Origin of the sequence: Psychrobacter sp. CMS30 (assembly GCF_904846565.1) — a bacterium.
GTDB lineage: Bacteria > Pseudomonadota > Gammaproteobacteria > Pseudomonadales > Moraxellaceae > Psychrobacter > Psychrobacter maritimus.
In genome coordinates this window covers 25,250-47,714 of the sequence record NZ_CAJHBF010000020.1, presented here as the reverse complement: position 1 = coordinate 47,714, position 22,465 = coordinate 25,250, and the positions used below count along the sequence as shown (strand labels likewise).

17 protein-coding genes are annotated in these 22,465 nt (G+C 44.4%); 16 read left to right on the top strand and 1 reads right to left on the bottom strand.

Annotated features, from left to right (window positions below; all coding sequences use genetic code 11):
• Positions 1–68 precede the first annotated feature (68 nt).
• From JMX94_RS10670 to JMX94_RS10655, 4 genes are all read left to right on the top strand, one after another.
• Positions 69–1,469, top strand: coding sequence for a VOC family protein (locus tag JMX94_RS10670; RefSeq protein WP_374220418.1), 1,401 nt, complete (start codon positions 69–71; stop codon positions 1,467–1,469).
• Between the two features lie 170 nt (positions 1,470–1,639).
• Positions 1,640–3,130: an aldehyde dehydrogenase family protein gene (locus JMX94_RS10665; protein ID WP_201565327.1), complete on the top strand. Its 1,491-nt coding sequence runs from the start codon at positions 1,640–1,642 to the stop codon at positions 3,128–3,130.
• A 289-nt stretch (positions 3,131–3,419) separates the two neighbouring features.
• On the top strand, positions 3,420–4,880 hold the full coding sequence (gene nhaC / locus JMX94_RS10660) for a Na+/H+ antiporter NhaC (protein WP_201565326.1): 1,461 nt from the start codon (positions 3,420–3,422) through the stop codon (positions 4,878–4,880).
• Between the two features lie 17 nt (positions 4,881–4,897).
• The gene (locus JMX94_RS10655; RefSeq protein ID WP_201543901.1) at positions 4,898–6,184 is read left to right on the top strand and encodes an FAD-binding oxidoreductase; all 1,287 of its coding nucleotides are present in this window, start codon (positions 4,898–4,900) and stop codon (positions 6,182–6,184) included.
• A 136-nt stretch (positions 6,185–6,320) separates the two neighbouring features.
• Here the strand turns inward: JMX94_RS10655 and JMX94_RS10650 are convergent, their stop codons facing one another.
• Complete coding sequence (locus tag JMX94_RS10650) at positions 6,321–7,256, bottom strand: LysR substrate-binding domain-containing protein (protein WP_201565325.1); 936 nt, start codon at positions 7,254–7,256, stop codon at positions 6,321–6,323.
• Positions 7,257–7,361: 105 nt separating this feature from the next.
• Between JMX94_RS10650 and JMX94_RS10645 the strand changes: the two genes are divergently transcribed.
• From JMX94_RS10645 to JMX94_RS10590, 12 genes are all read left to right on the top strand, one after another.
• Positions 7,362–8,090 carry a cupin domain-containing protein gene (locus JMX94_RS10645; protein WP_201565324.1) on the top strand — a complete coding sequence of 243 codons (729 nt, stop codon included), beginning with the start codon at positions 7,362–7,364 and terminating at the stop codon, positions 8,088–8,090.
• 1 nt (position 8,091) lies between these two features.
• Positions 8,092–9,225, top strand: a complete 1,134-nt coding sequence (locus JMX94_RS10640) for an FAD-dependent oxidoreductase (RefSeq protein ID WP_201565323.1) — start codon at positions 8,092–8,094, stop codon at positions 9,223–9,225.
• A 632-nt stretch (positions 9,226–9,857) separates the two neighbouring features.
• Entirely contained in the window at positions 9,858–10,430 is a 573-nt protein-coding gene (locus JMX94_RS10635; protein ID WP_201565322.1) for a TetR/AcrR family transcriptional regulator, read from the top strand.
• Between the two features lie 151 nt (positions 10,431–10,581).
• Positions 10,582–12,099 carry a betaine-aldehyde dehydrogenase gene (betB, locus tag JMX94_RS10630; protein WP_227673609.1) on the top strand — a complete coding sequence of 506 codons (1,518 nt, stop codon included), beginning with the start codon at positions 10,582–10,584 and terminating at the stop codon, positions 12,097–12,099.
• A gap of 119 nt (positions 12,100–12,218) precedes the next feature.
• A complete protein-coding gene (betA, locus tag JMX94_RS10625; protein ID WP_201565321.1) occupies positions 12,219–13,919 on the top strand; it encodes a choline dehydrogenase in 1,701 nt (566 codons plus the stop codon).
• Between the two features lie 350 nt (positions 13,920–14,269).
• Positions 14,270–16,315 carry a choline BCCT transporter BetT gene (betT, locus tag JMX94_RS10620; protein WP_201565320.1) on the top strand — a complete coding sequence of 682 codons (2,046 nt, stop codon included), beginning with the start codon at positions 14,270–14,272 and terminating at the stop codon, positions 16,313–16,315.
• A gap of 761 nt (positions 16,316–17,076) precedes the next feature.
• A complete protein-coding gene (locus JMX94_RS10615) occupies positions 17,077–17,991 on the top strand; it encodes a hypothetical protein (RefSeq protein ID WP_201565319.1) in 915 nt (304 codons plus the stop codon).
• A gap of 57 nt (positions 17,992–18,048) precedes the next feature.
• Positions 18,049–18,633, top strand: coding sequence for an alpha/beta hydrolase (locus JMX94_RS10610; RefSeq protein WP_201565318.1), 585 nt, complete (start codon positions 18,049–18,051; stop codon positions 18,631–18,633).
• Positions 18,634–18,920: 287 nt separating this feature from the next.
• Complete coding sequence (locus JMX94_RS10605) at positions 18,921–19,556, top strand: hypothetical protein (RefSeq protein ID WP_201565317.1); 636 nt, start codon at positions 18,921–18,923, stop codon at positions 19,554–19,556.
• 348 nt (positions 19,557–19,904) lie between these two features.
• Positions 19,905–20,564, top strand: coding sequence for a glutathione S-transferase (locus JMX94_RS10600; RefSeq protein ID WP_201565316.1), 660 nt, complete (start codon positions 19,905–19,907; stop codon positions 20,562–20,564).
• Between the two features lie 353 nt (positions 20,565–20,917).
• Positions 20,918–21,538 (top strand): hypothetical protein, encoded by a 621-nt coding sequence (locus tag JMX94_RS10595; protein WP_201565315.1) that lies wholly within the window; start codon positions 20,918–20,920, stop codon positions 21,536–21,538.
• 85 nt (positions 21,539–21,623) lie between these two features.
• Positions 21,624–22,337, top strand: a complete 714-nt coding sequence (locus JMX94_RS10590) for a hypothetical protein (protein ID WP_201565341.1) — start codon at positions 21,624–21,626, stop codon at positions 22,335–22,337.
• The last annotated feature ends 128 nt before the right edge of the window (positions 22,338–22,465 follow it).

Below are 22,465 nucleotides of genomic sequence, written 5' to 3'. Positions count from 1 at the left end.
TGAAAAATAGTAGCGTCAGTCCAGATAAGGATTTTATCTGCAGCGATGATATCCGCCATGATTTCTCTATGGCCATGTCAGCGATGTACCAAGATGAGGTGCCGCTATACGGCGACTTGGTTGATTTGGTCAGTGATGTCAATGCCGAAGTATTAACCTCACATCCCGATATTAAATCACAACTGCTGCATACGGGCGAGATTGAACGTCTAAGCATGGAGCGCCACGGGGCGATTCGGCTGGGTACCGCAGCAGAGCTGAGCATGATGCGCCGTCTCTTTGCCGTGATGGGTATGCACCCTGTCGGCTACTACGATTTAGCTCCTGCTGGCGTGCCCGTGCATTCAACAGCTTTTCGCGCGCTTGACTCGCATTCATTGCATAAAAGTCCCTTTCGCGTCTTTACCTCGTTATTGCGTTTAGATTTGATTGCCGATGAAACCTTAAGACAAGAAGCCACGGCCACACTGGCGCAGCGTCAGATATTCACTACGGGCGTCATTGAGCTTATTGAGGTCTTTGAGGCGCAAGGTGGTTTAACTGCTGCGCAAGCAGAGCAGTTTGTACAAGAAGCGCTAGAGACATTTCGCTGGCATGATAAAACGCCGGTGGCAAAAGCGCTCTATCAGCGTCTATTAAATCAGCATCCGCTCGTCGCTGATGTAGTCGGCTTTAAGGGTCCACATATCAATCATTTAACGCCTCGAACCTTGGATATTGATGCGGTACAACAAGGCATGCAAGCAAGAGGCATACCCTCAAAAGCCATCATCGAAGGGCCGCCACGTAGAGTTTGTCCTATCTTATTAAGGCAAACCAGTTTTAAGGCGCTACAAGAAGCGGTTGGCTTTAAAGTTGCTAATAATTCAGACGCTAGCCATGAAGAGTACGAGCAAGGGCATCATACCGCGCGCTTTGGAGAGATTGAGCAACGCGGTGTGGCGTTAACACAAAAGGGCCGCGCGCTTTATGATGAATTACTGGCCGCAGCTCGCCGCCAGCTTGGTGCTACCCCAAATGAGGACAATGCGGCTCAGTATAATCAAATTTTAACTGAGGTATTTACCGCTTTTCCTGATGATTATCAAACTCTACACGATGAGGGGCTGGCGTATTTTTATTACCAGTTGACGGATAGCACCCTTGATTCTGAAGACGGTCAAGCGTTGTTGGCCGCTACCTTAAGCACTGATGATTTGAATAAACTGCCTAATGCTAAGCTGACTGCTCTGATTAATGATGAAGTGCTTCGCATTGAACCTATCGTTTATGAGGACTTTTTGCCTGTCAGTGCCGCCGGTATCTTCCAATCAAATCTGCAACAGGCGCAGCCAAGCCAATATGACGGTTACTCAAGCCAACAAGAGTTTGAGCGTGATTTGGGCGCAGCCGTTTATGATGAGATGGCATTGTACGAAGCGATGCAGGCGCAAAGCCTTGAGCAGTGTCTGTCTAGTGTCAGTATTTAGTAAAATTTAGGCTAGAAATGACTAGCTTATAGCCGACTTATTAGCACGTCATTCCAAAAAGGAATGACTGCAAGAAATTTATTATTTTGCAACTTAGTAGGTAGCAGGGTAATTTTATAAGTCAGTCAAGGACGTAGTAAACCATTATACCAATATGCAAGGGATTGATTATGATTAAGCAATATATGTCTGCAATGGGCGTAGAAGAAGCACACTATCAAAATGGCGACTTTGAAGTCACCACCCCAATTGATGGCTCAGTCATCGGTAAAGTCACGTTAGATACAGTGGCCGACGTCGATACTAAAATCCAAAATGCCAAACAAGCCTTTCAAGAATGGCGTGTCGTTCCTGCCCCTAAACGTGGTGAGCTGATTCGTCTGTTGGGTGAAGTCCTGCGTGAGCACAAAGAAGATTTAGGTATCTTAGTATCGCTAGAAGCCGGAAAAATCAAAGAAGAAGGCCTTGGCGAAGTCCAAGAAATGATTGATATTTGTGACTTTGCCGTGGGCGTATCACGTCAGCTTTATGGTCTAACCATCGCCTCAGAACGCCCAGGTCACCACATGCGTGAGACATGGCATCCACTTGGCGTCATCGGCGTCATCTCTGCCTTTAACTTCCCAGTCGCCGTTTGGTCTTGGAACACGGCACTGGCCATCGTTTGTGGCAACCCTGTCATCTGGAAACCTTCAGAAAAAACCCCACTTGTCGCCTTAGCATGCCAAGCGTTATTTGAAAAAGCCTTGGCAAAATTTGGTGAAGCACCAGCACATTTATCGCAAATCATATTGGGTAAAACCGATATCGGTAATGCGTTGGTTGAAAATAAAGATATCGCTTTAGTCAGTGCCACCGGCAGTACGCGCATGGGCCGAGAAGTGGGGCCAAAAGTCGCTGAGCGTTTTGGTAAATGTTTGCTTGAGCTCGGTGGTAATAACGCCATGATTTTGGCACCCACTGCCGATTTAGATTTGGCGTTACGAGGCATTCTATTCTCAGCAGTAGGAACGGCAGGTCAGCGCTGCACCACCTTACGCCGTCTGTTCGTTCATGAGTCCGTCAAAGACGATATCTTACCGCGCGTTAAGTCTGCATACGAGACGGTGAGCATCGGCCATCCGCTTGAAGGCAATTTGGTCGGTCCACTAATCGATGAAGACAGCTTTAATAATATGCAAGCGGCGTTAGAAAAAGCCCGCAATACTGGCGGTAAAGTCACGGGCGGCGAACGGGTACTAATGGATAAATTCCCCGATGCTTATTATGTGACCCCTGCGATTGTTGAGCTTGATGAGCAAAATGACGTGGCACGTAGTGAGACGTTTGCGCCGATTTTATATGTCATGCCTTATAAAGAGTTCGACGATGCGCTAGCGATGCAAAACGATGTGCCACAAGGGCTGTCATCTTGTATCTTTACCAATGACTTACGTGAAGCTGAAACTTTCCTCAGCGACCGCGGTAGTGATTGCGGTATCGCTAACGTCAACATCGGCACCAGTGGCGCTGAGATTGGCGGCGCATTTGGCGGCGAAAAAGAAACCGGCGGTGGTCGTGAATCAGGTTCTGATGCATGGAAAGCTTATATGCGTCGTCAGACCAATACGGTCAACTATTCAACCGAGCTGCCACTGGCACAAGGCATCAACTTTGGCTAATAACAATGTGACGTGACGTGACGTGATGCTTGTTAAGTAGGCTCAGCGCCTATTTAACAAGCCAGTTATTAGCTATTTTGGTCGCCAATTATCAAGTATTTATTGTTTTAGTATGAAAGCCTGCGGAAGTGATGAATAACCATTCATGATTTCAAAACAGGCTTTTTACTCCCTTTTCAGTAACCTTTTTAGCACTTTTTTCAGCATTATCAGCAGCCATGGATTGGTTGTTTACACTACTGTTATATCCATGACAGCAGTATCCACTACTAAGGAAGGTAGGTATCTTATGATGGATGATAAACCTTATGACGAAGCTAAAGATGGCTACGGTCCGTCTTCTAGTTTTTTATTAGATATTGCACCTCTGGTGTTGACTGCCATTATTCTGATGGTGCAGTTTTTTGTATTCAAAGATTTTACCCCTCACATACCCTTAGCTTGCGGTATTTTAATCACTGGCTTGTTTATGAAGCTGCGTGGCCGTGACTGGGATGGCATGGAACAACGCTTTTTAAAGGTTGTCAAAATTGGTCTACCGGCCATGATTATCTTGATGGGCGTTGGTATGCTCATCGGTGCTTGGATTATCGCTGGTACGGTTCCCACGATTTTATATTACGGTTTTAGCGTTTTTTCTCCTTCATCATTCCTAGTCTCTGTCTGTCTTATCTGCGCCATTATTTCTGTCGCAACCGGTACATCTTGGGGCACGGTTGGTACGGTTGGTCTTGCCATGATGGGTATTGGGCTAGGCTTGGGCATTCCGCCGTCACTAACGGGCGGCGCCATTGTTTCCGGTGCTTTTTTCGGCGACAAAATGTCCCCTTTATCTGACACCACCAACTTAACCCCAGCGGCTGCCGGTATTGACCTTTGGGAGCACATCCGCGGTATGTTGCCAACCACCGTACCTGCCATGGTGACTGCATTGATTATCTATGCTTGGATTGGGATGGGCTACGGCGCAGAAAATGTCGATTTATCTTCAATCAGAGACATTCAAGCCTCACTAGCCGCCAACTATAACTTGAGCATCATTACTTTATTACCTGCTGTGGTCGTTGTCATTGCAGCGGTGATGAAAATGCCTGCTATTCCAACGGTATTATCAGGTGTGGTGGTTGCAGGATTGGTCGCGTTCTTTATGCAAGGCGTGGGTGTGCACGACATTTTTACTGTCTTACAAAATGGCTTCGTCAGTGAAACAGGCTTTGCTGTCGTTGACCAACTGCTGTCTAAAGGCGGCATCATGTCGATGACATGGGTTGTGACCTTGACCATCTTTGCTTTAGCTTTCGTCGGCTCAATTGAGCATTACGGTACGCTCAAAGCCATCATGGCAAAAATCAATAAGATGGTGAAATCAAGATTTGGTTTGGTAATTACCACGTATGCCAGCACGCTTGGTGTCGGTACGCTCATCGGTGACGTCTATACCACACTGGTATTGCCAGGCCGTCTACTCAAAGACAAATATCAAGAAATGGGCTACAAGCGCACGACGCTTACCCGCTCTATTGAAGATACCGGCACTCTGTTATCTCCTTTGATTCCTTGGAACATGGGTGGTAGTTTCGTCGCGGCAACCTTAGGTATTGCAACGCTTACTTATGCGCCATTTGCTTTTGCCTGCTGGTTATCGCCGCTATTTGGCTTGCTATGGGTATTCTTAGATAAATTTATTCCCCGTGAAGAACCTACTGTTAATAACGACACAAGCACGCTCTCCACTGTAGACAACGTGTAATTTAGAAGGAATATAAGATGTTGCAAGAGCAATGTTTGTGGAATATGACCGCCCCTATTATTGATACTTACAGCCAGATGAATAGCGATACTGAAGCGACTATTTGTATCATAGGCGGCGGTTATACAGGGTTATCGGCGGCGATTCATTTGGCAGAAAAAGGCGTCAAAGTTATCTTACTTGAGAGCCATACGATAGGCAGTGGCGGCTCCGGTAAAAGCGTAGGGCTCGTCAATGCAGGTACTTGGGCGCGCCCTGATGATTTGAATATTGCGCTAGGTGAAGCGGCAGGTGAGCGTTTAACTGAAGCCCTCGGACAAGCGCCAAGCTTAGTATTTGACTTAATCAAACGTTATAATATCGACGCCCAAGCCACTCAAGCCGGTAATATCCACATGGCACATAACGCTAAAGGTGAAGTCGATGTCGATATTAGATACGAGCAGCTTAGCCGCCGCGGTGCGAATGTTGAGGTATTAACCGGCAGTAAATGCCATGAGTATTGTGGTACTAAAAATATCAATAAGGCACTACTCGATCACCGTGCTGGTACCATAAACCCGCTGGCTTATGTCAGAGGGCTGGCCAAAGTAGCAAAAGATCTTGGCGTCACTATTTATGAGCATTCCGCTGTTGAAGCCTTAGAAAAGGTGGATGGCTATTGGTATGCAAGGACTTCTAAAGCGCGCGTGAAATCTGAGCGCGTCATTATTGCGACCAACGCTTATACCGAAGGCGAGTGGACAGAAATTAAAAAGACCTTTTATCTGGTTTATTATTATCAGATTGCATCTGAGCCGCTCAGCGGAGAGGCGGCAGATCGCATTTTACCATATAAAACAGGGGCATGGGATACACGCTTGGCCTTGTCTAGCTTTCGCCGTGATGACGATGATCGCCTATTATTGGGAACGGTAGGTGGTACACAGCTTAAACCAAAATCCTTTTATCAATCATGGGCCAATGCGGTGCAAAAAAGCTATTATCCAGATTTGCCAGCATTTAAGTGGCAGTACGAGTGGACTGGTAGTTTTGGCTTTACGCAAGATCATATTTTTCGAGTCATGGAGCCCGCTGAGGGCTTGCTGACCGCAACGGCTTATAACGGTCGCGGCATTACCACAGGCACGCTAATGGGTAAGTGCTTTGCAGATTATATAATGACCGGTAATAGAGACAGTATTCCCTTACCATTTAAGACTTTAGAAGAGGCAAAAGTTTCTTTTGGAAGCATTAAGTCAGGCTTTACTGAGCTGGGATTGACTTTGTATCATGCGGGTCAATGCCTAAGAATCATTGGGTAGAGAATTTGAATAGGGAATAAGGACACGCCTTAGTCTGATAGAAATGTTGAACTTTGCCTAAATTGCTAAGTCAGTTTAGGCAGTATTTTTCTTTAAATTGAATCGCCTATACCTTTTTATATTGAGCTGACTATACCTAAATAAAACCGCTCTCATGAGTGGACGACACTTCTGCAAACAACCAATCACGAAAGGCTTTAAGCGTTGTCATATGGGCAGATTCCGCTTGATAAACGACGTAATAAGCCAATGGCGAGCTAAAGGTAATCTCAGGAAACAATCGTACCAAGCGTCCGGCAGCGACATCATCACGTGCCATCACACTACGCGCCAACGCAACCCCATGACCATTGATGACCGCTTGGAGCACCGCTGCTGAGTTATTGATTTGCATCCCTCGCGAGGTATCTAACTTGGCGAGCGTAGCATTGGTTAAACTGGCTTGTACAAGCCAATCATCCCACGAAGGAAAGCCGATAAAACCATCCATGGAGCGATCATGGATGAGCATCTCTTGGGTCAAATCAAGCACGTTTTTTCCTTGTAACAATTGCGGCGAGCAAACCGGATAAATCTCTTCTTCCATCAGCTTTTCGCTAACTAATCCTGCCCAAACTCCAGCACCATAGCGCACGCCGATATCGACGTCTTGAACGGCAAAGTCGATTGATTTAGCACTGGTGTCAAGGCGTACATCGATATCTGGTTGCAGGCTTTGGAATCGATCGATACGCGGTAACAGCCATTTAGCGGCAAAGGCAGGGCTGACCGTCACCGTGAGTACGCCGCTATTTGAGCCTGCTTGTAACTGTGCCAATCCTTGTGCCAAGCTGTCTAAGCCTGCCCGAATATGAGGCAATGCCAGCTCGACTGTTTTTGTAGGAATTAAGCGCGATTTACCGCTAGGTTTGCGATAAAAAAGCGGTAAGCCTACCGCATCCTCCAAGCTACGTACCAGTTGACCGACGGCAGCAGGAGTCACGTTTAGCTCGTCTGCCGCCGCAGAAAAACTTTGATGACGGGCGCTTGCTTCCAAGGCACGTAGGGCGTTTAAATGCACGGCTTTCTTCATAGTGGCAAACATTTTCTTTTAGAGAGATGAATATTATCTCGTTTGTCAGCCGATGTAAATCAGCGGATAATTGACGGCATCAAACCTTATCTTTGGAAAATATTTATGCTCATTAATGCAGATTTTACCTGCCGTGCTTCATTAGCGCCCGAACACTACCAATGGGTGTCATCGCCGCAAAATGGCGTCGAGCGCGTCATGCTTGACCGCGTCGGCGCAGAAAAAGCCCGTGCCACCAGTATCGTGCGCTATGCCCCTGACTCCTATTTCCCTCATCATTTACACCCGGGCGGCGAGGAGATTTTGGTGTTGTCGGGTACTTTTTCGGCAGATAATATCGATTATCCAGCAGGTTGGTACTTACGCAATCCACCAAACTCTGGTCATCAGCCGTATAGTAAAGAGGGCGCAGTTATTTTTGTCAAACTTTGGCAAATGCCAGCAGCAGAGGCGCGTTATGTCGCCATCGATACCAATGATGCGGCAAATTGGCAAAAACAAGGCAATCGTGATGTCTGTCATTTATTCTCAGACGCCAGCGAGCAGGTCAGCTTACAACGCTTAGATGCTAATGAGGTGCTATTTACTGAAGCTGTCAAAGGCGGCGCTGAGATATTAGTGCTAGACGGTGAATTGATAGACGGCGAGCTGATAGATGTCGAATTAGTAGAGGAAAGGATAATAGATAACGCTCAGACTTACGCTCGCGGTGGTTGGATACGCTTGCCAGTAGGTGCGCTGCCACCAATAAAGGCAGGCGAGTACGGCGCTACGGTTTATCTTAAAACTGGTCATCTGTCTCATATCATCGGCGCTGACGTGGAAGGAGCATAATATGCAAACAGTATCTGTAGCGATTATTGGCGGCGGCTTAAGTGGCTTGTATGCAGCTTATTTATTAGAGAAAAAAGGTGTTGATTATGTGCTGTTAGAAGCGCGTCCAACCTTGGGTGGTCGTATTGTGACAGCGCGGGCAACTGACCTAAATACTGCACAAATAACAGATAACACCAGTGGCTTTGATTTGGGACCATCATGGTTTTGGCCAGAGTATCAGCAGCAGTTGGCGCGTTTGATTGATGAGTTGCAGTTAGAGAGTTTTGCGCAATTTGAAGAGGGCGATATGTTGGTTGAGCGCTCGCCCAATGAGCCTGCTATGCGTACGCACGGCTATAAAAGTGCGCCGCCGTCTATGCGACTTAAGGGTGGTATGGCGACATTGATTGACGCACTCTATCAGCGTTTAGATGCCACGCGGATTTTGACCAATCAAAAAGTGTGTCAGCTGCATAATACTGGGCACTATATTGAAATCACTAGCGAAGATGAGTCTGGGCAAGAGGCTGTTTTTCAGACACAGCAGTGGCAAGCGCAGCATGTGTTACTGGCGCTACCGCCTCGATTGGCAGAAGCAACCATAATATTCGAGCCTGCTTTACCGACCAATCTTACGACTCAGTGGCGAGGGACGGCCACTTGGATGGCGCCGCACGCTAAGTACCTTGCTGTTTATGACAGTCCATTTTGGCAACAACAAGGATTGTCAGGCTCGGCACGCAGCGGACAAGGACCGATGGTTGAGATTCATGATGCATCGGTGGCAGATGGTAACGGGGCACTATTTGGTTTTATAGGCGTACCTGCAGCCGCACGCCAAACTGTCTCTGCAGACGTATTAAAGCAGCATTGCCGTGCGCAACTGGTGCGTTTATTTGGGGCACAAGCAGAATCACCTCAGGCTGAATATCTTAAGGACTGGGCGCAAGAGCCATTCACAGCAGCCGCTGCCGATGCTAATAGTGATGGTCAGCATGCCACAGCACCTATGTCTAAAGCGCTATCTGGCGTCTGGGCAAACAGTCTGAGCGGTATAGGAAGCGAGTGGTCAGCGCAGTTTCCCGGTTATATCGCGGGCGCTATCGATGCGGCAAGCATCGGCGTTAAAAATTTACCTGAGTCGATAGCATAGTCAGTTCAAAATAAAAGCGCTACGTTATAGCTATGTGCGACTGGTATAAATTTTCCTTGCTGTTATCAAGTGTCACCATATTGATACTTAATAATCTCCATCAGTCTACTTGACTTAAAACTTCAACAGTCATTTCTCTACCTATTTAGACCATGCAGCTTTATCTAAGCCAATGTGGTCTAAATCAGCCTCTTCTAAAATAGTATTTTCTAGAACAACTTTCTCTAGAATAATGCTCTATAAAACCCAGATACATACTAGCCCTTCACATTGCTGTATTATTTCTATAAAATACCGACCGTGTGGTTTCTTTTATGAGATAGATAACTTTATCCTTATAAAACGGCTTTCTAAGCTTAGGATAAATAAATAACCCCTATCTTCTTTAAGGTAGAAACCTCATATCTGCGTCTTAGCATTATGGTTGAGAGCTTATGATGAGCTTGCAAGAGTCATCATTTTTAAGTGCTAGGCGTAAGATATTTAGTAAAGACTGGTTATACGGCGGTAGTTGCCATCACTAGCATTGTCAAAATTGTCAGAATTATTGATGGTATAGATAGCGGCAATAGTAGCAATAGTGGCGACAAACTTATTCTCAAACTCTTTGGTGCATGAACATCGAGATAAAAATGAAAACAGAAAATGCTTATAAACGTAAAAAACAGCCAGAAATCGTTCGTCGTGCACTGCTTGATCAGGCAGCACGCATCACGCTAGAGCAAGGGTTGTCTAAAGTCACTTTTCAAGCCGTCGCCGATGCGGTTGGGGTGACCAAAGGCGGGGTGATGCATCATTTCACCACCAAGAATGCGTTGATTTTGGAAGTATTCCATGACGCGATGAAAAAGTTTGAAACAGAGGTCGATACGGCGATGGCCAAAGACCCAGTGCGTTATGGTTCGTTTACCCGTGCCTATATCAATGCCACGATTAGCTTAGGCGAAAAAGGGCAGGAAGAGTTTGATAATCAGGCAACCTTATATGTATTGATGCTGGCGGACAGCGAGCTGCGCAAGCTGTGGGCTGAGTGGTCAAATGCGCAATTAGACAAGCATAAACCAACTGACAATACCGAAACCCTATGCATGGTGCGTCTGGTCGCTGATGGTATTTGGCTCTCTGATTTTTCCGGCATTAATATATCCGATAAAAAATCATTACGTGAGCGCTTGCTAAAAATGACCCAACCTGAACATGAATAAAACGCCGCTTTGTTTTGATTTAAACACAATACTTTAAGAAAAAATTTTAGAAATAAACGATATAAATTTATTTTAAATACTTAACCCATGACGACATTATTTGGTGTTGGCGTCCTTACAAAGCCTTTACCAGTCGTCGATAGGAGAACCTATGACAGATTCAAACATAAGCAACCCAAACAACTTAAAAGACATCATCGATTTAGAGCAAATACAAACCGCTTATATTAACGGTCGTTATTTGGCGGTCGATGAATCATTAGCGACTTTTGAAGATATTAATCCGGCGACAGGTGAGGTGCTCGCTATTATTCAACAAACAACTAATGAGCAGATTAATGAAGCGGTAAAAGCGGCGCAACAAGGTCAAAAAGTGTGGGCAGCGATGACAGCAGTTGAGCGCAGTCGCATTCTGCTAAACGCGGTTGCGATATTGCGCGAACGCAATGATGTACTGGCATTGCTCGAAACCAAAGACACGGGTAAAGCGCTTTCTGAAACCAAATATGTTGATATCGTCACCGGTGCCGATGTCGTTGAATATTATGCCGGTCTGGCACCAATGCTTGAAGGTCGTCAGATTCCGCTGCGTGATAGCAGCTTTGTTTATACCCGCCGCGAACCGCTCGGCGTGGTCGCAGGTATCGGCGCGTGGAATTATCCGATTCAAATCGCGATGTGGAAGGCAGCGCCAGCATTGGCTGCTGGTAATGCGATGATTTTTAAACCATCAGAAGTCACACCGTTAACGGCACTAAAACTGGCAGAAATCTTGACAGAAGCAGGCTTACCAGACGGCGTCTTTAACGTTGTGCAAGGGGATTATAAAGTTGGCGAAGCGCTAACCCAGCATCCTGATATTGCCAAAGTATCGTTTACCGGCGGCGTACCAACGGGTAAAAAAGTCATGGCAAGTGCGGCATCATCGTCGCTTAAAGACGTGACCTTAGAGCTTGGTGGTAAGTCGCCATTAATCATATTTGATGATGCAGACATCGATACCGCTGCTGATATTGCCATGATGGCAAACTTCTATAGTACCGGTCAGGTTTGTACCAATGGCACGCGTGTATTTATCCCTAAAGCGCTACAAGCCAAATTTGAAGAGGCTATTTTAACGCGTGTTGAGCGTATTAAGCTTGGCAATCCGCTGGACGAGAGCATCAACATGGGGCCATTGGTCAGCTTCCCACATATGGACAGAGTGCTTGGCTATATCGAGCAAGGTAAAGCGGGCGGCGCGCGTCTATTGACTGGCGGTGAACGTATCACGGCAGGCGAGCTCGCTGAAGGCGCATTCGTTGCACCGACTGTGTTTACGGATTGCAGCGATGATATGACTATCGTACGTGAGGAAATCTTTGGTCCAGTGATGTCGATATTGACGTACGAGACCGAAGAAGAAGTCATTCGCCGCGCCAATGATACGGATTACGGCTTGGCAGCAGGAGTGGTAACCGCTGATTTGACCCGAGCGCATCGCGTGATTGCACAGATTGAAGCGGGTATTTGCTGGTTAAATACGTGGGGCGAGTCACCCGCGCAAATGCCAGTGGGCGGTTATAAGCATTCTGGTATTGGCCGCGAAAACGGCATTGAAGCCCTTGAACATTATACGCAGACCAAATCTATCCAAGTAGAGCTAGGCAAGTTTGAATCGGTATTTTAAGCAGTTGTACGGTAAGAATTTTTAAAACAGTCAGGTTGGCGTATGAGGACTCATTTGTCCTTTTGGCACCGCCTTACTGATATGAAATGATGGATTTTTTTAATATTATGGAGCGTTTTATGACATCAACCACACCTGAATATGACTACATCATCGTCGGCGCAGGCTCAGCAGGAAATGTGCTGGCCACGCGCTTGACCGAAGATGCCAACATTAAGGTGTTGCTGTTAGAGGCGGGTCGTCCGGACCATCGCTTAGACTTTCGTACGCAGATGCCAGCGGCGCTCGCGATGCCGTTACAAGGAACCACTTATAACTGGGGTTATAAAACCGATCCCGAACCTTATATGAATAACCGCGTCATGGACTGTAGTCGCGGTAAAGGACTTGGCGGCTCATCATTGATTAATGGGATGTGCTATATCCGTGGCAATGCGCTAGATTTTGACGATTGGGCCAAAATTAAAGGCTTAGAGGATTGGACTTATTCAGACTGCCTGCCTTATTTTAAAAAGTTAGAAAATTGTGACGCTGGCGAGAACGACTATCATGGTGTCGGTGGTCCGGTTGAAATGACCACCTCCAAGCCAGGAGTCAATCCGCTGTTTGAAGCCATGATTGCAGCGGGCGTGCAAGCTGGCTACCCGAGCACGGATGACCTAAACGGTTATCAGCAAGAAGGCTTTGGGCCAATGGATCGTTTTGTCACGCCAAATGGTCGCCGCGCATCAACGGCGCGCGGTTATCTTGACCGTGCCAAACCGCGTAGCAATATCACTATTTTGACCGGTGCATTGACTGATGTGATTCTCTTTGATGGTAAGCGTGCTGTCGGTGTCAAAGTCGCCCATCAAGGTCAAATCAAAAAATTCTATGCGTCTCGTGAAGTGATTGTTTCATCGGGTGCGATTGCCTCGCCGCAGTTATTGCAGCGTTCAGGGATTGGTCCTGGTCAATGGCTTAAAGATGTGAGCGTGACTGAAATTCTAGATTTACCGGGTGTCGGTAATAACCTACAAGACCATTTAGAGCTGTATATGCAGTATGAATGTAAGCTGCCGGTCTCGATTGCGCCTGCCAATAAATGGTGGAATAAGCCTGCCATTGGTGCGGAATGGTTGTTTAATGGCACCGGACTTGGGGCATCAAATCAGTTTGAAGGCGGCGGTTTTATCCGTACCGATGAGAAGTTTACCCATCCTAATATTCAGTATCATTTTCTACCGTTAGCAGTGCGTTATGACGGCCGCAGCGCGGTGAAAGCGCATAGCTTCCAAGCGCATGTGGGCTCATTGCGTTCGCCAAGTCGTGGTCGCGTCAAGCTAACCTCGAAAGACCCAAGCGCGCATCCAAGTATCTTATTTAACTATATGTCGCATGAGCAAGACTGGCAAGAATTCCGCGCTGCCATGCGTATCACCCGTGAGATTATGCATCAGCCAGCGCTTGACCCTTATCGTGGACGTGCTATTGCGCCGACCGATGATTTGGTGACCGATTCGCAGTTGGACGAATATGTCCGTAACCATAGCGAGACGGCTTATCATCCATCATGTACTTGTGCAATGGGCGAAGGCAATGATTCGGTGGTCAATGGCGAAGGGCTGGTACACGGTATCGATGGCTTGCGCGTCGTCGATGCGTCGATTATGCCAAATATCATCAGTGGTAATCTAAACGCCACCACCATTATGCTCGCCGAAAAAATCGTTGATAAGATGAAAGGTAAGCAATTACCACGCTCGACGGTAGATTATTACGTTGCCAATGGCGCACCGCTCAGAGCCGAGCCGCTGCGTGATTACAGCTCTGTTGTTTAAAGGGCTGTCTAAACGAGTGTTTAAATGACCGTATAAGCTATTGGACAATAAACAATATAAGACCATTTCAAAAAAGAAGGCCTTTCACAGTAAAGGTCTTTTTTATCAGCGCTTATGTTAAGCAGACAGGGCTTTTATGGCGACCTCTGTTTAGCATTTGCTTTGCTATTTTAATAACAGTTTATATCTAGCAAATTTTATTTATTGGTACTGCTTTGTGCGTCATGCGGTGATACGTATTTTATGTGACTATTAGTCATAAAACTATTAATCATAAAACTATGCAGTCATAAGACTATGACGGACAAAGCAATATCAGACCCTGTTTAATTTACCTATTGAGGTCTTTTATGTACAGCTCGCCATCAGAAGATGCGACGAAACCCCTGACTCTAAATAAGACGGTTTTTTTAGGTTCAGCTATTATTTCTATATTATTGATCATCTGGACGATTGTGTTTCCAGATTATAGTGAGACATTATTAAGCTCAAGCATGGCATGGGTATCAGAGAGTTTTGGCTGGTATTATATGCTGGTGGTTGCCGCTTATAGTATTTTTGCCTTGTTTGTTGGTTTTTCTAAATACGGTGATATCAAGCTTGGGCAAGACCACGAAAAAGCCCAGTTCCCGTTTTTAGCATGGGCGGCGATGCTGTTCTCCGCGGGTATCGGAATTGATTTACTCTTCTTTGGTGCCTCTGAGCCGTTGATGCACTATTTAACGCCGCATACTGGTTTAGAGCCTGCCAGTGCTGAAGCCATGCGAGAAGCACTGTCGCAGACCTTTTTACATTGGGGCCTGCATGGTTGGGGTATTTATGCCTTAATTGGTATGGCATTGGCGTACTTTGCTTATCGTAAAAACATGCCATTGGCGCTACGTTCTCCGCTGACACCTATCTTTGGCGAGCGCTTAATCAAAGGCTGGCTTGGTGATGGTATTGATACCTTTGGCGTCGTCTGTACCCTAATGGGTATTGCCACCAGTTTAGGTATTGGGGTATTGCAGGCCAATGCCGGCTTGACTCATGTATTCGGTATCGAATCTAGCAAAATGGTGCAGAGCCTAATTATCTTAGGCGTGGTTATTGCTGCCGCTATTTCTGCCATGACCGGCGTTGAAAAAGGCGTACGCCGTTTATCCGAATTTAATATGCTGTCATCGATATTGCTACTATTGGCCATATTGGTACTGGGTAATACGGTTTATTTGCTTAATACCTTTACTCAAAATATTGGTCAATATTTCCAAACTATTATTTTTAAAACCTTTGATGTCTATGCTTATGATGGTACGGCTGGTGCTGATTGGAAGTCAGGTTGGACGATATTTTTCTGGGCATGGTGGGTCGCTTGGGCACCCTTTGTCGGTTTGTTTATCGCGCGTATTAGCCGTGGTCGTACTTTGCGTGAGTTTGTCTTTGGCGTGATGTTTATTCCACTTGGTTTTATCTTTGCATGGTTCTCTATCTTTGGTAATTCAGCGATAGATTTGGTCGCCAATGGTGCCACTGAGCTTGGTGAAATCGCCGTTAATGATGCGGCGATGGGTATGTTTGCCTTGTTTGAATACTTCCCTTACAGCGATGCTTTTTCATTGGCAGGTGTGGTAATTGGCCTGATATTTTTTGTGACGTCTGCTGACTCAGGCGCTTTAGTCCTTGCGAACCTAAGCTCAAGAGGTATGACCAATGATACCGACGCACCTGTTTGGTTGCGCCTATTTTGGGCGGCAGCTACGGGTTTGATTACTTTAGGCTTATTGTTTGCGGGTGGTTTTGCCTCGCTACAATCGGTGTCTGTGATTGCCGGTTTGCCGTTCTCACTTATTTTAGTGCTTTACATGATGGCTATGTGGAAGTCATTAAAAGAAGAGGGTAATAAGCGCAAAGCCAGTACCGTTGGTACGGCAAACGTGCTCGATAGTGGTAAAGGTTGGAAAGCGAGCTTGCAACGTATCGTCAGTTTCCCAAGCCATAAACAAGTCGAACGCTTTTTACAAACGGTCGTTAAGCCTGCCATGATTGAAGTTGAAAAAGAGCTAAAAGATGGTGGTCTTAAGACGGCATTGGATATCCGCAATCTGGCCAGCATTGGTAAAGATATAGACGCTGGAATGGATGAAGATGACGGTCAGATAGATGGGGTAAAACTGCGCGTCGGTCATGGTGATGAAGATGACTTTATTTATGAAGTCAATCTCATCAAAGCTGAGCGACCGAACTTTACGCTCAACACTTCAAGCAAGCAGGCCGAGTTTTATTACCGTGCTGAGGTATTTTTAAGTGATGGCTCGCAAGAGTATGACTTGGTTGGCTATACCAAAGAGCAAGTACTAGTCGATATTCTGCATCAGTACGAGTGTCATATGCAGTATCTGCATTTAGAACGTTAATACATTTATTAAATCATTCATCAAACGCCAGTATATGGCTTGCTAGATTTTAGATATCTGATTCACAATTTGGCAAAAGATAACCCCATAAGTTGCATTCAGCTTATGGGGTTTTTTTATATAAATTGGTTCAATAAATAATAAGCTTAATGATAAATTTAGTGATAAATCTAGTAATAAGTGATTGGGCGACAGTAGTTGTCGCACAGCTTTTTTAGCCTCTTTATTTTCATAAAGTTTTATATTATAGTTATTGAGTCAGGCAAAAATAATATGACAAACAGTTAACCCTCGGGGCGCAACGCTTCACTTTTTAACTGAGTTGTCTTTAGCAAGCATTTTTAATGATGTCCTTTGAACAGTATTTTTTAAACAGTATTATTTTCGTTTACTCCTAAACCACTTCGCCTGCACAAATCCAAATCTAAACCCCAAAGAACATATTGATTGATAATCAGAAAAACTGAACAGAAAAAAGCTCGTTGATTTTAATTTTTTAAGAGTAATAACGATAAAAAAAGCAGCTTTACGATAATGACAAACTACGGCTAAACAATTAGAAAAAACACCGAATCCTACATTCTAAAACCGATTAACTTACTTAAATTATAGCTAATGACGTCATTTAATGAAATGGTGAATAGACTCGGCTGGCTTAAAATTGCGCTTACTAAAGCCTAAAAAAAAAGAAAACAGAACGAAAAACAATACGAAAAATACTGCAACGAACAAACTAAAATCAAAATAATAAGGATATGACAATGACAAAGTTAACCTATCAATTTGAGCAAAAGCGGATAAACAATGTGCAGTGGTCGGATGGCGCAAAACTGTCTGGAATAACGGCACTGGCGAATGATGAGAAAGGGCGGGTAAGAAACAGCCCATTGTTTTATCTTGAGACGGTTTCGATAAACAATTATGAAGACGATGTGTATTTTGTCAATAATACCGATGATACCTTGAGCTTTGTCGCGCCGTTTAGGCTGTGCCGAAACATAAATGAAGCGAGGGCTAAGCTCGGTGATATTAGCGCTGAGAACGTAGAAAAAGTAAAACTTTATAGTGATTATATGGATAGTTTATACACGGACGTTTTACCGAAGCAAGGGGTGCGTATTGGCAGTATGCATATCATTTATGATAGCGATGCGCTGATGCAGTGGTTTATCAGTGTGCCTTATAAGGGCGTTAATACGCATTATGGCATTTGGTGCTTTAACGTAGTGAAGAAGGGCGGTATTAGCGGGTCTTACCCATTGCTTTTGCAGGACTTTAGCAAGCCCTCAAATGTGGTCAGTAGCGATTGTGTGACTGAGCGCGATGAGATGCCGATAGAGCCTTTACTCTATGAGGAGCGCTGCTCGATGTTAGAGCAATTTATCGAACAGTATGGCGTGGCTGACGCCATATTTATCTTGGCCATTAATGATGTGCTCTATCGCTATTGTGTGGGCTGGAGTGCGCCCTACAATGAGTCGGATATTCAGGCAAAAGATATTGCGCGTAAATTAACAGAGCAAAAGCCAAAAGATACTGAGGCGGTAAAAGCCATTGTCCAAGCCATTTATGATTTTTGGTTTAACAAAGGTTTTGCAAAAAATATCTCAATGCAGGCTTGTGAGGAGATTTTGAGTTTATACCAAGCGCAGATTGCCAATCAAAAAGCGGTTTAAATAATTGGGCAGATTAATAACAATAAATCTAAAGAATAATGATAAAAGGAGAGAGCTATGATGTTTCCTATCGAAAATAACGAGACGTTTTTATTGTTTTTTCATGGTCTCGATTCGAGTTGTGAGACCAGTAAATACACTTGTATCACACGTGAACCGAAGTATTGTCAAACGGTCAATTACCGCGAAAATTTTGCAGAAATATTTGAAATTTACGATGATCTAATTCGTGAGAAAATGGCACAGTATCCACGCGTGGTGCTGGCAGGGCATTCGCTTGGTGGTTGGTTTGCCAATCATTTTGCTCATAAATACAACTTACGGGCGCTCTTGATTGCGCCTTGTATTTATCCAAGTGACGTTTTAGCGGACCGTATTCCGGCAGTGGCCGATATGAAACTGTCTTTTCCGACATCAAACACTGAGATGGTGCGAGTTATGGTGGAAGTCGACGATGAAAGTTTGGATGTGGCGGTCGCTAGACGAACCCTGGTTAATCTGCCTGAAAGCTGGGAAGTTGATTATTTCGACGGCGGTCATCACCGTATCGCTCGCAGTAGTGATATTTGGTATCACTTGGTTCATTTGTGTGAAGACCCTATTGTTTGGATGGATGAAGCGACGTATCATGGTGAAGATTAAGATATTTCTTTAAAAAAGAAGCATTGATATCAGTATTTATTTTCTATGAGCTGATGTGCTATCATTATTAAACGAATCATTTATCGTGGGTTTAACAGTTTTGTCGTTACCAATTGCTATTGCAAATTATCATGACTGCAATGGGTGGTGGCGTACAAACCTTGCAACTTCCAGCACGATATAAAACAATCCTGGTAAAGCGCATGAGCCTGTACTCCGACATCCTCATTTGTGCCTGATTTTATACTTTTTCGTCGGAGTTATAGGAATCTAAGGTCTTCACTATCATGAGCCAATCTGCCAATCAATCCAAATATACTCGCCGTTATCATCCGCGTCATCCTTTAGCACAATATACAATCACTCAAATAGACACCCTTGAGCTGTGCGCGCAAGATATTGTCAAAGCCATGGGTTATTCTATTAAGTACACGATTCCTGCCTGTGATCGTTTGCGTCATGTGTTGTCTAATAAACATCTTGGTCTTGATGGCAGCTATATGGATAAATGCTTTACCGCCGATGAGTTTTTAGCCAAGCTGTTTTTGGTACTAGAACTGCCTTATGAGCGCTTTGCCGAAGACATTGCCCAGATTAAATATGAGTTGGCGCATTGTCCTCAGCCGCAACCTCGATATCGCTTACAAGCCGATGTCGATTATAAATTTACTGGCGGCGCAAATTGGATGTCGCGTTGGGGAGTCTCGTTCTTAGAGCAGGTACGTTTGCCAAGTGGATTTGCTAAATTGGATGAAGCTGCGCGTAAGGCAGTGATTAAACAAGGTATCCGCGAGCATTATCGGCAGCATGATGGTCAACTGCCTTATGATGGGATTATTAAAGGCTATCGCTTGATTGTTGAGCAGCAAGATGAAGTGGTCGGTAAAATAGAATATGGATTGCCAAAATCCAGCAGCGTTTAATAGCCTAAGCATTATTAATTTATAATTTTAGACAATCACCTTTACAATGCTTTAGGTTAAATATTAGATTAAACCCAAGCCTCACTACTATGAAAAGTCGTGAGGCTTTTTTATTGGGTAACTATTGTTTTAAAATTGAGCGAACGTTTTTTAAGCGGGCTCGCCACCATATCCTTAAACATCAAACCTAGCCTTGAGAGCAAGTACGGGCATTGTTATCATGAGTAGGTGAAGGTATGGTCATGACCACTGCTAAAATCCGCACATACCTTAGCCATAAAACGCTAGCTTTTATGTTTAAAATTATTAATCTCAATTTAAATTTCAATTTAATGGCGAATCCTATCTATGACTTCCTTTTATCCATGTCTGTACTCTTTTCGTCGCTGCCCTTATGCCATGCGTGCCCGCCTTGGCATATTGTTTGCCGAGCTGCAGGTAGAGCTGCGCGAGATAACGCTAAAAAATAAGCCGCCACAGATGCTAGCGATTAGCCCAAAAGGTACGGTACCTGTTTTGCAGCTTTTAGATGGCACGGTGATTGAAGAGAGTAGAGAGATAATGATATGGGCGCTTGAGCAGCAAGATCCGCAAGGATTGCTTCATGATGCAGCTTTACATGACGCGAATGTATTGATTAATAAAAACGATAACGAGTTTAAATATTGGCTCGATCGCTATAAATATACCGACCGTCATCTCGAGATGACCCAAACAGAATATCGACAGAAAGGTGAAGAGTTTTTACAGCTTTTAGAGGAGTTACTGACTAAAAATCCTTATTTGTTAGGGAAGGGAATCACGCTTGCTGATATTGGGATTATGCCTTTTGTCCGTCAATTCGCTCATGTAAATCGCGATGTTTTTTACAATCTCCCTTATCCAAATTTGCAGCGTTGGCTACAAGATTGGCTTCAGCATCCGCTTTTTTTGCAAGCGATGACCAAGTTTCAGCCGTGGCAAGATGGGGATGAGGTAGTGGTTTTTCCTTTGTCTTCAATAAGCTAAGATTTAGTCTGACTGTGATAGTTACTAACTCCGTGCTGTAAGTAAGCTTGAGGTATCAGGCTTATGAGATTTAGCCCCTTTTTTAGCTAAATCATAATATTAAACCACTTCTCATTTCTATTCGCTCTTTGGTCTTTGGTCATTGATAAGTCATATCATCTATGCCGAAGAAAGCGTACAGCTCGACAAATATTTTTATCCTTGCTAATATACAAGCACATCGTGGGTTTAACGCTACTTCCAGCACGATGAAAAACAATAACTGGTAAAACGCACAACTCCTTTTTCTCTGTAAAGTTAAAGCGACTGTGCTGAATCATTTTGGCATACACAGAGTAACAGGAGCGCCTCATATGACTATTTCTAGTCAATCGACAACGACAACGACAACGACAACGACACTGCAATCTATCATTCTAAAACGCATCGAGCAAAAAACGCTATCCCATCATGAAATACTGACGCTAATGGGGTATCATAATCATCCTAAAACGACAGACAAAGCCATTAATCGCTTGCAAACAGTTCTATCTAGCCCTGCGTTGGGACTGACTAATAAAACCTACGATTTTAAGTATGCTGCCTCGGAATTTATTGAAAAGTTATGTAGCGTTTTGGGCATCGATAAAGCAGTATACCAACCCCTTTTAACAGAGTTAGAGCGCGATGCCAGTCATTCATTAAATGCCATCACACCGATTGTTCATGCTGATATTACCTTTAATGAAGACTTTAGGCCGTCATTCAATTCATATATGGCGGTGGACAAATTTAAACGCATCTCGTTAGATGATGAAGTCAGGCTATTACCGCGTCAAAAGCAGCTAGACATCATTAATGAGCGCATCACTGCACACTATAAGGCGATGCAGGGTAAAATTCCATTTGCTGGGGTGATTAAAGGATATAAAGTAGTATTCAATAATGGCCGCGACGATGAAGCACGACTTTATATTGCACATCACCAGCTATAAAAGACGCGTTATAAAAACACATTTATACAAGACTATTGATAATTAAGATATAAGGCATATTGCAATGCAAGAAACACAGAACCCTATGGAACAAGCGCAAAACGCGGTAGAACACAGACCGGTATTCATGCCTAGAGTCAATAGTGACAATTTGGTCAAAACGGACATGGTGAGGTTTGAGCGGCATGTAGGGTTTGCCAGTAGACAAAAGAAAAAATCCATCAATGATATGCATCAAGTCATTCGCAAAAAATATGGCTTTAGTCATGTCTTAGAGCTATCGAGTAAATCTGGCAATAAGTTGAGTTTTCCACTCAGTCCATTGAGCTTAAAGCTAACGAATGAGTATGATGGTCAAGCGTATAGTGTCGAAAACGCCTTTCAGAGCAGCATGATTTTTGAGGATGGTGGCCCCTATACTGACTTGCTGACAGTCCCGCCAAGACAAGCCAAAAAGGATGAGCGTTTAACAACCTCAGGTGAACTGATTGGCTATAATTATTTTGGTATGGAATGGAGTGTAGAGCCATTGACTACATTTTATGACTGGCTGTATGTGAATGCTCTAAAGCAAAATACTCATCTGCATGAGGAAGTCATGCAATATCAAGCTTTTACGGATCGTGAGTTTAATCCTAAGAAATCTATCCATTGTGCGGCTTATGCGCTAGCGATGTTTGTCGCGCTCAATAAACGTGGGTTGCTCGATAATGTTGAAGATCCAACGGTGTTTTTTAACTTATATCATGAGTTTAAAGTGAGTAACACCGAGCACCTTTTGGAAGAGGGTTGGGTCTGAATGATTTATAAAGCAAAATCCTTATACATCGTCAATGAGCTTTAAATCACGTAGAAATTATATAGAAATCACGTAGAAAGATTTCTACTGTTTATCAAGCATAGCTCACCAAAAACCAGAGTATAAAA